An 11,300-nucleotide genomic window follows, 5' to 3' on the forward strand; every position below is an offset into this window, starting at 1 on the left:
CGCGAAACACCATGGGTAGGCAAGAAGCCAACGAGCAGTTCCTGGTCACGTCGTTCCTCGACGGACAGAATGCTGCCTATATCGAACAGCTTTACGCACGTTACGAAGAAGATCCCTCTTCGGTCTCCGACGAGTGGCGCGCCTTCTTCAAGGCACTGGCCGACAATCCGACCGACGTGAAGAAGGCCGCAAAGGGCGCTTCCTGGCAGCGGAAAAACTGGCCGATTGCCGAAGGCGGCGATCTCGTTTCTGCGCTGGACGGCAACTGGGGTGTCGTCGAAAAGGTCATTGAAAAGAAGGTTCAGGCCAAGGCCGAAGCCACGGCTGCCGCCAGCGGCAAGCCGGTTTCGGAAGCCGAGGTGCTTCAGGCAACGCGCGACAGCGTGCGCGCCATCATGATGATCCGTGCCTACCGCATGCGTGGTCACCTGCATGCCAAGCTCGATCCACTGGGTCTCGCCGCTCCGGTCGAAGACTATAACGAGCTTTCGCCAAGCAATTACGGCTTCACTGAAGCGGATTACAGCCGCAAGATCTTCATCGACAACGTGCTGGGTCTGGAATACGCCACGATCCCGCAGATGCTCGACATCCTGCAGCGGACCTATTGCTCGACGCTCGGCGTCGAGTTCATGCATATCTCCAATCCGGAAGAAAAGGCCTGGATCCAGGAACGTATCGAAGGTCCTGGCAAGGGCGTCGAATTCACGCCGAACGGCAAGAAGGCGATCCTGCAAAAGCTGATTGAAGCCGAAGGCTTCGAGCAGTTCATCGACGTCAAATACAAGGGGACCAAGCGCTTCGGTCTCGACGGCGGCGAATCGCTGATCCCCGCGCTCGAGCAGATCATCAAGCGCGGCGGCCAGGACGGTCTGGAAGAAGTCGTGCTCGGCATGGCCCATCGCGGTCGTCTGAATGTTCTGACCAATGTGATGCACAAGCCGCATCGCGCGGTCTTCCACGAGTTCAAGGGCGGTTCGTTCAAGCCTGATGAAGTCGAAGGCTCCGGCGACGTGAAGTATCACCTCGGTGCCTCCTCGGACCGCGAGTTCGACGGCAACAAGGTGCACCTGTCGCTGACGGCCAACCCGTCGCACCTTGAAATCGTCAACCCTGTGGTCATGGGCAAGGCCCGCGCCAAGCAGGACCAACTCGCCAAGGTCTGGGACGGTGATGTGATCCCGCTCAAGGAGCGCGCTAAGGTTCTGCCGCTGCTTCTGCATGGTGACGCGGCCTTTGCCGGCCAGGGCGTTACGGCCGAAATCCTCGGCCTGTCCGGTCTGCGCGGTCACCGCGTTGCCGGCACGCTGCACGTGATCATCAACAACCAGATCGGCTTCACCACCAATCCGGCGTTCTCGCGCTCGTCACCTTATCCGTCCGACGTTGCGAAGATGATCGAGGCACCGATCTTCCACGTGAACGGCGATGACCCGGAAGCGGTCGTCTATGCGGCCAAGGTCGCGACCGAATTCCGCATGAAGTTCCACAAGCCTGTCGTCGTCGACATGTTCTGCTATCGCCGCTTCGGTCACAACGAAGGCGACGAGCCCAGCTTCACGCAGCCGAAGATGTACAAGGAGATCCGCGCCCACAAGACGGTCGTGCAGATCTACGGCGAACGTCTGATCGCGGAAGGCCTGATCACCGAAGGCGAACTCGAGAAGATGAAGGCCGACTGGCGCGCCCATCTCGAACAGGAATTCGAAGCCGGCCAGAGCTACAAGCCTAACAAGGCCGACTGGCTCGACGGTGCCTGGTCGGGTCTCCGGACCGCCGACAATGCCGATGAGCAGCGTCGCGGCAAGACCGCCATGCCGATGAAGCAGCTGAAGGAAATCGGCCGCAAGCTGTCGACCATTCCTGAAGGCTTCAAGGCCCATCGCACGATCCAGCGCTTCATGGAGAACCGGGCGCAGATGATCGAGACCGGCGAAGGCATCGACTGGGCCATGGGCGAAGCGCTCGCCTTCGGCTCGCTGTGTGTCGAAGGCCACAAGATCCGCCTGTCGGGTCAGGATTGCGAACGCGGCACCTTCTCGCAACGTCACTCGGTTCTCTACGATCAGGAAACCGAAGACCGTTACATCCCGCTGGCCAATCTCGCGCCGAACCAGGCCCGCTACGAAGTCATCAACTCGATGCTGTCGGAAGAGGCCGTCCTCGGCTTCGAGTACGGCTATTCGCTGGCCCGTCCGAACGCGCTGACCCTCTGGGAAGCCCAGTTCGGCGACTTCGCCAACGGAGCACAGGTCGTCTTCGACCAGTTCATCTCGTCGGGTGAGCGCAAGTGGCTGCGTATGTCGGGTCTCGTCTGCCTTCTGCCGCATGGCTATGAAGGCCAGGGTCCGGAACACTCGTCGGCACGCCTTGAGCGCTTCCTGCAACTTTGCGCCGAAGACAACATGCAGGTCGCCAACGTCACGACGCCGGCGAACTACTTCCACATCCTGCGCCGTCAGGTGAAGCGCGATTTCCGCAAGCCGCTGATCCTGATGACGCCGAAGTCGCTGCTGCGTCACAAGCGTGCAACGTCGAGCCTTGCCGAAATGGCTGGCGAAAGCTCGTTCCACCGCCTGTTGTGGGACGACGCCGAAGTCATCAAGGATGGTCCGATCAAGCTGCAGAAGGACGCCAAGATCCGTCGCGTGATCATGTGCACCGGCAAGGTCTATTACGATCTGCTGGAAGAGCGCGAAAAGCGCGGCATCGACGACATCTACCTGCTGCGTATCGAACAGCTCTATCCGTTCCCGGCCAAGGCGCTCATCAACGAGCTCTCCCGCTTCCGCAATGCGGAGATGGTCTGGTGCCAGGAGGAGCCGAAGAACATGGGCGCCTGGTCGTTCATCGATCCGTATCTGGAATGGGTGCTTGCCCATATCGACGCCAAGTACCAGCGCGTGCGCTACACTGGTCGTCCGGCTGCCGCCTCGCCGGCAACGGGCCTGATGTCCAAGCACCTCGCCCAGCTCGAAGCCTTCCTCGAGGACGCACTGGGCGGTTGATCCGCCCAGTCTTTCCCTCGCAGACCGTAACGTTCTCTGATCAACGGAATTGAGATCATGGCCACTGAAATCCGCGTACCCACCCTCGGCGAATCCGTCAGCGAAGCCACTGTCGGCACCTGGTTCAAGAAGGTCGGCGACACCGTCAAGGCCGACGAACCGCTCGTCGAACTGGAAACCGACAAGGTGACCGTCGAAGTCCCGGCCCCGGCCTCGGGCGTCCTGACCGAAATCGTCGCCCAGAACGGCGAGACCGTCGGTCTCGGCGCACTGCTCGGCCAGATCGCCGAAGGTGCTGCCGGTTCTGCCGGCGCCGCAGCCCCGGCTCCGGCCGCAGCACCCGCGCCCGCTGCTGCGCCTGCTCCGGCAGCCGCCGCTCCGGCCGCACCTGCTGCCGCTTCGTCCATGCCGGCTGCCCCGGCTGCTGCCAAGCTCGCCGCCGACAACAACATTTCCACGTCTGACGTCGACGGCTCAGGCAAGCGTGGTCAGGTGCTGAAGGGTGACGTCCTCGCCGCCATCGCCAAGGGCGTTTCCGCGCCGGCACCGGCTGCTGCACCGGCCGCTCCGCGCCCTGCATCTTCTGCCGACGATGCCTCGCGCGAAGAGCGCGTGAAGATGACCCGTCTGCGCCAGACGATCGCCAAGCGCCTGAAGGACGCCCAGAACACGGCCGCCATGCTGACCACCTACAACGAGGTGGACATGAAGGCCGTCATGGACCTGCGCAACCGCTACAAGGACATCTTCGAGAAGAAGCACGGCGTGAAGCTCGGCTTCATGGGCTTCTTCACCAAGGCTGTCACGCATGCGCTGAAGGAACTGCCGGCCGTCAACGCCGAAATCGACGGCACCGACATCATCTACAAGAACTACTGCCATGTCGGCGTTGCCGTCGGCACGGACAAGGGTCTTGTCGTTCCGGTCGTGCGCGATGCTGACCAGATGTCGATCGCCGAAATCGAGAAGGAAATCGGTCGCCTCGGCAAGGCAGCCCGTGACGGTCAGCTGTCTATGGCCGACATGCAGGGCGGCACCTTCACCATCTCGAACGGTGGCGTCTACGGCTCGCTGATGTCCTCGCCGATCCTGAATGCCCCGCAGTCGGGTATCCTCGGCATGCACAAGATCCAGGACCGTCCGGTCGTCGTCGGCGGCCAGATCGTCATCCGTCCGATGATGTATCTCGCGCTCTCCTACGATCACCGCATCGTCGACGGCAAGGAAGCTGTCACCTTCCTCGTTCGCGTCAAGGAAAGCCTTGAGGATCCGGAACGTCTGGTTCTCGATCTCTAAGGAGACCTCACGATGGAGCCGGTATCCGCTTCCGCCTCTCCGCTCGTCCTGCTCCTTGGCTGGAGCGTGGTCCTGCTGGTGGTGCATGTCCTGATGCAGGGCATGCTCGCCACCAAGGAACTGGGGTCGGCGTGGAATGCCGGACCTCGTGATGACAACAAGCAGCCGGCGGGAAAGCTCGCCGGTCGTGCCGCCCGGGCTTCGTCGAATTTCCGCGAGACCTATCCGGCCTTCGTCGCGCTGGCTGCCGGGCTGCTCTTTATCGGCGAGACGTCGGGTCTCGGCTTGATCGGTGCCGTCGTCTGGTTCGTCGGGCGCATCGTCTACTATCCTCTGTATCTGGCCGGGATCCCCTATATTCGTTCGCTCGTCTGGCTCGGCTCGATGATCGGACTCGGTTTGATGTTCCTCGCACTGGTGTTTTGAGGTGGATCATGGGCGCGTCATCAGGGGCAACCGTTCTTCTTGCCGCGCTTGCGTTCTCCCACGCGGCGTTTGCCACTGATTGCCTTATTGAAAAGGCCACCTATCGCGAGGCTGAAACCGGAGTCGAGTTGCACTTTGTTGCCGCCAGCGGCGAGAACACGCCCGTGACTCATGGCTTCCACAGCGAGATCCGCAAGTTCAAGCTCAATGGCCATGTGCTCTATGATCCCGAGATCGAGCGACCGGTCGGCATGCTGATGAACAATTGCCCCGAGGGTGATGTGACGGGGGCGGATCTCGCCGCCTGCACCGTCTGGAAGGGCATCGTCTACGGCATCGACGAAAAGACGGGCCATGTAGACCTTCTGCCGCCGGAAGGTGCCGATGCTCCGGACGCCATTCTCCTGCCCGGCTTCGGACCGGCGGTCCTGTCGTCCGTGGTCGGCAAGGGCATGGAGGCCGCGCCCTGGGATGTCTTCGAGTTCAAGGGATGTGCAGCATGAGCCAACGTCCCCTCGTTCTCGTCACCGGCGGCAGCCGCGGAATCGGTGCCGCCGTCTGCCGCAAGGCCGCCGCGCAGGGTTATGACCTGATCGTCAACTATCGCTCGGACCAGTCGGCTGCCGAAGCCGTCGCCGCCGATTGCCGGGCACAGGGAGTAAGGGCCGAGATCGTCCAGGGCGATACGGGCACGGAAGAGGGTGTTGCCGGCATCTTTGCCGCTGTCGATCGTCTCGGACCGCTTCATGGTCTCGTCAACAATGCCGGTGTGGTGGATGTCACGGCGCGGGTCGACGAATTCGACCGCGCGCGGCTCGACCGCATCTTTGCCATCAACGTGATCGGCAAGATCCGCTGCGCCACGGAGGCGGTGCAGCGGATGTCGACGAAGCATGGCGGGCAGGGCGGTGTCATCGTCAACCTGTCGTCCATCGCAGCCGTGCTCGGAGCGCCGGGGCAATATGTCGACTATGCCGCTGCCAAGGCTGCTGTCGACACGTTTACCCTCGGGCTCGCGCGTGAAGTCGCAACGGAGGGGGTTCGGGTCAATGCTATCAGGCCCGGCATCATCGATACCGAAATCCACGCATCGGGCGGCCTGCCGAACCGGGCTCGCGACCTCGCACCCATCGTTCCGATGCAGCGCCCGGGCACGGCGGACGAAGTGGCCGACAGCGTTCTTTATCTCCTCTCGCCTCAGGCATCCTATGTGACGGGTGCCATCTTGAATGTCAGCGGCGGTCGGTAACCGTCGAAAACGAAGGAAGCTTCCCATGTCTTATGATGTCATCGTTATCGGCTCCGGCCCCGGCGGCTATGTCTGCGCCATCAAGGCGGCCCAGCTCGGTCTCAAGGTCGCTGTCGTCGAGAAGCGCGCGACTTATGGCGGCACCTGCCTCAACATCGGCTGCATCCCGTCCAAGGCCCTGCTGCATGCATCGGAAGTCTTCCACCATGCGGCCCATGGCATGGCCGATCTCGGCGTGGATGTCGGTGCACCGACGCTGAACCTGCCGAAGATGATGGCGCACAAGGACGCGACCGTGAAGTCGAACGTCGAAGGCGTCTCCTTTCTGTTCAAGAAGAACAAGATCGACGGCATTCAGGGCACCGGCAAGATCCTCGGCGCTGGCAAGGTCGAGGTGACCAATGACGCCGGTGAAGTCCAGGTTCTCGAAACCAAGAACATCGTGATTGCCACCGGCTCCGACGTCGCCGGCATCCCAGGCGTTGCCGTCGAGATCGACGAGAAGGTCATCGTGTCCTCGACCGGCGGTATCGCCCTCGACAAGGTCCCGGCCAAGATGATCGTCGTTGGCGGCGGTGTCATCGGCCTCGAGCTCGGCTCGGTCTGGTCGCGTCTCGGCGCCAAGGTGACCGTCGTCGAATATCTCGACACGATCCTCGGCGGCATGGACGGCGAAGTCTCCAAGCAGTTCCAGCGCATCCTTGCCAAGCAGGGCATCGAGTTCAATCTCGGCGCCAAGGTCACGGGTGTCGAGAAGTCGGGCGCGGGCGCCAAGGTTACGTTCGAGCCGGTCAAGGGCGGTGAGGCCCAGACGCTCGAAGCCGATGTCGTGCTCGTCGCCACCGGCCGCAAGCCCTACACGGCTGGCCTCGGCCTCGAAGAATCCGGCGTTGCGCTCGACAATCGTGGTCGCGTCGAAATCGACGGCCACTACCGCACCAATGTCGCCGGCATCTATGCCATCGGCGACGTGGTCAAGGGCCCGATGCTCGCCCACAAGGCGGAAGACGAGGGCGTGGCGCTTGCCGAAATCCTCGCCGGCCAGCATGGCCACGTGAACTATGACGTCATCCCGGGTGTCGTCTACACCCAGCCGGAAGTTGCTTCCGTCGGCAAGACCGAGGAAGAGCTGAAGGCCGCAGGCGTTGCCTACAAGGTCGGCAAGTTCCCGTTCACGGCGAATGGCCGCGCCCGCGCCATGCTCGCCTCCGATGGCTTCGTCAAGGTTCTGGCGGACAAGGACACCGATCGCGTTCTCGGCGTGCATATCATCGGCCTCGGTGCCGGCGAGATGATCCACGAAGCCGCCGTGTTGATGGAGTTCGGCGGTTCGTCGGAAGATCTCGGCCGCACCTGCCACGCGCATCCGACCATGTCGGAAGCCGTGAAGGAAGCAGCACTCGCAACCTTCTTCAAGCCGCTGCACATGTGATGCTGCTGACCTGACATTGGTCAAATATTATATTTCGGTAAGATTGAAGGCCGTCGCTTGCTCCCCAAGCGGCGGCCTTTATCATGTCTGGGCAATGCCTCTTTCCCAATTGACGAAAGGCAAACCATGCCCGCGCCCGCTCCCACGTCTTATTCCATCCTCCAGAAAGCCCTGCACTGGACGATGGCCCTTCTCATCCTCTTCAACCTGATCTTTTCTGACGCCATGGAAGAGGCAACGGAAGCCTATGAGCGGGGCGAAGTGCCGTCGCCCGAGGATCTCTCGTCTGCCAATATCCATGCCTATGTCGGCATCGCGGTGCTCTGTCTTGGCTTGATCCGTCTCGTGGTCCGCCTGATGCGAGGCGCTCCGGAGGCCCCTGCCGAGGAGCCCCCAATCCTTCGGCTTGCGTCGAAGATTGCGCACGGCGCGTTCTATGCCCTCTTTTTTCTCCTGCCCCTCAGTGGCATCGGCAAATACTACTTTGGCAACGAGACAGCCGGCTTCGTTCATGGCGGCCCGCTCAAGCTCCTGATGTGGATCTTGATCGTGGTTCACATTGCCGCAGTGCTGGTGCACCAGTTCTACTGGAAGACGAACGTCGCCCAGCGTATGACCAAAGGCTGAGACGCGGCGCCCCTGTGGTCGCCGGATCCTGGGGGCGTTGCATGCCGAACGTATCCATAGAACCGCTGACGCTGCCGCATCGGGCGCTACCCTCGGCCGATTGGGCTGATCGTTATGCTATGATCACGCGCGACGAAGATGCCACGGCGCTTGATCTCGCGCGGAAGATGTTCGGGCATGCGCCGCGATGGATGCGCCTGCTGCTTGCCTTGCGAAACCGCATCGTCGCGCTGTTCGGGTTGAAGTCGGCTGAACTCGGGATCGATGAAGGAGCGACCATCGGGGCCTTCCCCGTGGTCAGTGCTCGCGACGATCAGGTCGTTCTCGGTTTCGACGACAGCCACCTCAATTTTCGGATCGTGCTGGATGTATCCGCCGCCGGTTCCCAGGCACGCAAACTGGCCGTCACCACATTGGTAGACAGGCACAATCTGTTCGGACGGATCTATATCTTCGTGATCACGCCGTTCCACAAACTCATTGTGCGGAGCATGTTGGCGCGGATGCGCTGAGGCTTGAGACGTCAGTTTGTGGCGCGCGTGACCGTAAAACCCTGCTTGCGGAAAAGTTCGACGAGGCCCTCTTCGCCTGGGAGGTGGAGAGCGCCGACGGCGATGAAGGCATTGCCCTTTTCCAGGAGCGGCAGGCTGCCTTTGGCCATGACCAGATTGCGGTCGCGAACGATGCGGTCCTCGAAGGCGGCATAGGCGCTTTCGTCGCCATCTTTCGGCATCGGCGCGACGGCCTTCAGCATCGGCATGGTCATGCCGATCTCGCCGCTCAGATAGAGCTCGGTCATGGTTTCCGTGACGTCTTCCATCTTGTCACCCAGCGCGATGGTTTCGATCAGCGCCTGGAAGTGAAAATCGACAGGCAGGTCCGCCATGGCTTGCAATTGCTCGACCATGGTCTCCAGGCCGACCAGTGACTTGCCTGCTTTGACGGCATTTTCTGCAATCTGCTTGTCGAGGAAGGAGGCGCCACCCGCCTTGCGGGACATTTCGCAGGCGGGCAAGGCGACGAAGCTCGCAAGGATCCAGGGCTTCATCTTCGATACCGCGCCCAGAGCCAAGCCGCGCTCCTTCAAGCCCTTTTCCAGCGCCGTCAGGTCTTCGGCGTCAAGGTGATCCTTGATGCTGGTCCCGTCGGTAAACATGGTGAGCTCAGGATGCATCAACAGCGTTGCGCTGGCCTTCTGCTCATCGAGGATCTCGTCCGATTCAATCACCACGGTATCGGCGGCATCAGCCGCCTCGCGCGCGCCGGGCGGCATGGTGAGAACGCGGGGATCGGTGACATGCATCGTCCCGAGCAACCAGGAGGGGGCTAGACCTTGCTTTTCGATTTTCCAGAAGATGCCGGTCCCGTTCGGCACCTTCGCCGCCTCGTCCCGGATTTTCTTCAGTTCGGCCGGATTGTCCTTCTCCATGACGGTCAGAAGGTTTCGGCCGTTGCAGGTGATTTCGCTGGCGGCCCGGGCCGGCGACATCGATACGAGAGTGGTCACGAGCACGACCAGCAGCAAAAGGGGCAGCGCGCTGGCCAGCCAGAACAGGACGTCGACCGCAGCCGGGCGCGGAAGAGCGGATCGCAGCGAGAAGAGGCGGTGCGTGTTCATGACGTCTCCTGTGTAAACCGGGACATTAGAGGTGCCGGTCCTCACTTTTGTTTAACGATCGTGGTTAACGCCGGTCAGGCGCGGGGATGAGCGCGGTCGTAGATGTCGAGAAGTCGCGCGCTGTCGACGCCGGTATAGATCTGGGTCGTCGAGAGGCTGGCGTGACCGAGCAGTTCCTGAATCGTACGCAGATCGCCACCGCTTCCGAGCAAATGGGTGGCGAAGGAATGGCGCAGCGCGTGGGGTGTTGCCGAATCGGGCAGGCCGAGTGCTGAGCGCAGCCGCTGCATCTCGCGCTGGATGATTGCCGGCTGCAGCTTGCTTCCGCGCGCACCGCGAAACAGAGGCTCCGACTCCTGCAGATGATAGGGGCAGAGCTTGCTGTAGGTTTCGACCGCTGCGGCGACCACGGGCAGAAGCGGAACCAGCCGAGTCTTGCCGCCCTTGCCGGTGACACGGAGGCTCGTCGCACCGGCTTTGAAGGCGGTGGGGGTGAGATCGAGCGCTTCGGAAATGCGAAGGCCGCAGCCATAAAGGAGAGAGAGGACGGCGGCATCGCGGGCAGCGATCCAGGGTTCCTCGTTCATCTGTGTGTTCCGGTCGACCACTGTGACGGCCTGACTGCCCGTCAGCGGCTTGGGCAGGGACTTCGGCTGTTTGGGAGACCGCACTGCCGTCGCGCCGGCAGCGTTGACCAGACCCTCTCGTTCGAGAAAGCGCAGGAAGGACCTCAGACCCGCAAGATGGCGTCCGAGTGAGCGGGCGCCAGCCCCTTCCTTTCGGCGAGAGGCGAGAAAGGCACGCAGATCCGCCGGTCGCAGGTCCTTGACGTCGTCGAGACGAACCGTGCCGCCGATGTAGCCGGAGAGAAATTGCAAGAATTGGCGAGTATCGCGCTCATAGGCTTCCAGCGTGTTGCCGGACAGGCGGCGTTCCGCGCCCAGCCTTTCGAGCCAGGCAGCGCGCTCGCCGAGAAGTCTTTCGTCAGCCGGGATCAATTCTTGCGCCTTCAAAGGTTGTGCCACTCGGCCACGATGGCGTGCGATTGCTTACCGAAGCACTAACAGCAGTGCTCTGCATGAAGTTGGCGCTTTATCATGCTCCTTCTTTCTGCTTGTTATCTCGTGGCAAGAGCTTCTGATGACAGAACGGGGCGACGATGGATCCAAAACATGAATTTCACTTCGAAGAATACAGGTGTCTCAGAGCCGAGATCAACAACTCGATCGAAAAGATATTCATGATGGTCCAGTTCGTGCCGGTGGCTTCCGCGGCCATGGTGGCGTGGCTTGCGACCAATTCCACGAAGACCGTTGGGGAACGGATTTGTCTGAATATCCCGACCGAAGCACTCTCCATGCTCTGGAAAGTGCCGATCATCCTCGGGGTCATGGGGCTGCTGTTTTCCATCCTGCAGATGCGGCATGTGTTCAAGATCGGCGATTATCTGCGCTTCCTGGAAGAGTACTACGGTTCTTCCGATGAGCGCTTCGGATGGGAGCGAAGGCTCAAACGCCGCAGTGCGGGCGGCATGGCGGGCGTCATCGCCGTCTGGATCATCTTCATCGCCGGCTGCCTCTATTACGCCTACAGCCTTGAGCAGATATTCCACCTGATCCCGCAATGTCTGCCCGCTTAGAAACT

11 protein-coding genes are annotated in these 11,300 nt (G+C 61.7%); 9 read left to right on the forward strand and 2 right to left on the reverse strand.

Annotated elements, in window-relative coordinates; genetic code table 11:
* The first annotated feature begins 11 nt into the window (after positions 1–11).
* From ACT53S_RS19320 to ACT53S_RS19355, 8 genes are all read left to right on the forward strand, one after another.
* Complete coding sequence (locus ACT53S_RS19320; protein WP_476068158.1) at positions 12–3,008, forward strand: 2-oxoglutarate dehydrogenase E1 component; 2,997 nt, start codon at positions 12–14, stop codon at positions 3,006–3,008.
* 57 nt (positions 3,009–3,065) lie between these two features.
* Positions 3,066–4,304 (forward strand): 2-oxoglutarate dehydrogenase complex dihydrolipoyllysine-residue succinyltransferase, encoded by a 1,239-nt coding sequence (gene odhB / locus ACT53S_RS19325; protein ID WP_476068159.1) that lies wholly within the window; start codon positions 3,066–3,068, stop codon positions 4,302–4,304.
* A gap of 12 nt (positions 4,305–4,316) precedes the next feature.
* Entirely contained in the window at positions 4,317–4,730 is a 414-nt protein-coding gene (locus ACT53S_RS19330; protein ID WP_142073097.1) for an MAPEG family protein, read from the forward strand.
* Positions 4,731–4,738: 8 nt separating this feature from the next.
* On the forward strand, positions 4,739–5,233 hold the full coding sequence (locus ACT53S_RS19335; protein WP_476068160.1) for a hypothetical protein: 495 nt from the start codon (positions 4,739–4,741) through the stop codon (positions 5,231–5,233).
* The gene (locus ACT53S_RS19340; protein WP_476068161.1) at positions 5,230–5,979 is read left to right on the forward strand and encodes an SDR family oxidoreductase; all 750 of its coding nucleotides are present in this window, start codon (positions 5,230–5,232) and stop codon (positions 5,977–5,979) included. Before ACT53S_RS19335 ends, ACT53S_RS19340 begins: the two co-directional genes overlap by 4 nt.
* A gap of 25 nt (positions 5,980–6,004) precedes the next feature.
* The gene (gene lpdA / locus ACT53S_RS19345; protein ID WP_476068162.1) at positions 6,005–7,411 is read left to right on the forward strand and encodes a dihydrolipoyl dehydrogenase; all 1,407 of its coding nucleotides are present in this window, start codon (positions 6,005–6,007) and stop codon (positions 7,409–7,411) included.
* Between the two features lie 126 nt (positions 7,412–7,537).
* On the forward strand, positions 7,538–8,038 hold the full coding sequence (locus ACT53S_RS19350; protein ID WP_476068163.1) for a cytochrome b: 501 nt from the start codon (positions 7,538–7,540) through the stop codon (positions 8,036–8,038).
* Between the two features lie 41 nt (positions 8,039–8,079).
* On the forward strand, positions 8,080–8,550 hold the full coding sequence (locus ACT53S_RS19355; protein WP_476068164.1) for a DUF2867 domain-containing protein: 471 nt from the start codon (positions 8,080–8,082) through the stop codon (positions 8,548–8,550).
* A gap of 11 nt (positions 8,551–8,561) precedes the next feature.
* On the opposite strand, the gene ACT53S_RS19360 is transcribed toward ACT53S_RS19355, so the two are convergent.
* Positions 8,562–9,656 carry a TraB/GumN family protein gene (locus ACT53S_RS19360; protein WP_476068165.1) on the reverse strand — a complete coding sequence of 365 codons (1,095 nt, stop codon included), beginning with the start codon at positions 9,654–9,656 and terminating at the stop codon, positions 8,562–8,564.
* 74 nt (positions 9,657–9,730) lie between these two features.
* On the reverse strand, positions 9,731–10,654 hold the full coding sequence (locus tag ACT53S_RS19365) for a tyrosine recombinase XerC (RefSeq protein ID WP_476068166.1): 924 nt from the start codon (positions 10,652–10,654) through the stop codon (positions 9,731–9,733).
* Positions 10,655–10,896: 242 nt separating this feature from the next.
* On the opposite strand from ACT53S_RS19365, the gene ACT53S_RS19370 reads away from it, so the two are divergent.
* A complete protein-coding gene (locus ACT53S_RS19370; RefSeq protein ID WP_476068167.1) occupies positions 10,897–11,295 on the forward strand; it encodes a hypothetical protein in 399 nt (132 codons plus the stop codon).
* Positions 11,296–11,300: the final 5 nt, after the last annotated feature.

The sequence above is a fragment of the Allorhizobium sp. DMC15 genome, assembly GCF_056314065.1.